Genomic DNA, 401 nt, shown 5'->3' with positions numbered 1-401 from the left:
TCTTTACAAATAGATGGAATATTATCAAATAAAATTGAAATAGATGGATTTGATATAAATGATAAAATAATTGAAATGGTAAAAAGGACAAAACATTATGATCAATTAAGAATAATAGCAACAAATGGAATATCTTTTGGTGGATTTAATTTAATAGATTTTGAATATTTATATAATGGATTAAAGATACCAATAATATCGTTTGTAAGGAAAAAACCAAATATAAATAAATTTATAGAAGCAATTAAACATACAAAAGATTATGAAAAAAGATTAGAAATAGTTAAAAAATATCCAGAACCAAAAAGTTATAAAACAGAATATGGAACAGTATNNTTTCAATATTATGGATTAGAATATAATGATGTAATAAATATAATTAAATCTAACATCAGTACATT

Annotated in this window: 1 protein-coding gene (only partly in view); it reads left to right on the top strand. The window is 19.8% G+C overall.

Positions 1-401, top strand: part of the annotated coding region (locus LUA84_RS01625) for an endonuclease dU (RefSeq protein ID WP_231434148.1) (this coding region is incomplete at its 3' end). The annotated region is longer than the window, extending 102 nt past the left edge and 20 nt past the right edge; 401 of its 523 annotated nt are in view.

It is taken from the genome of Candidatus Nanopusillus massiliensis (genome assembly GCF_920984865.1).
Note: the sequence above shows the minus strand (reverse complement) of the source record. Positions and strands in the feature narration are given on the sequence as shown.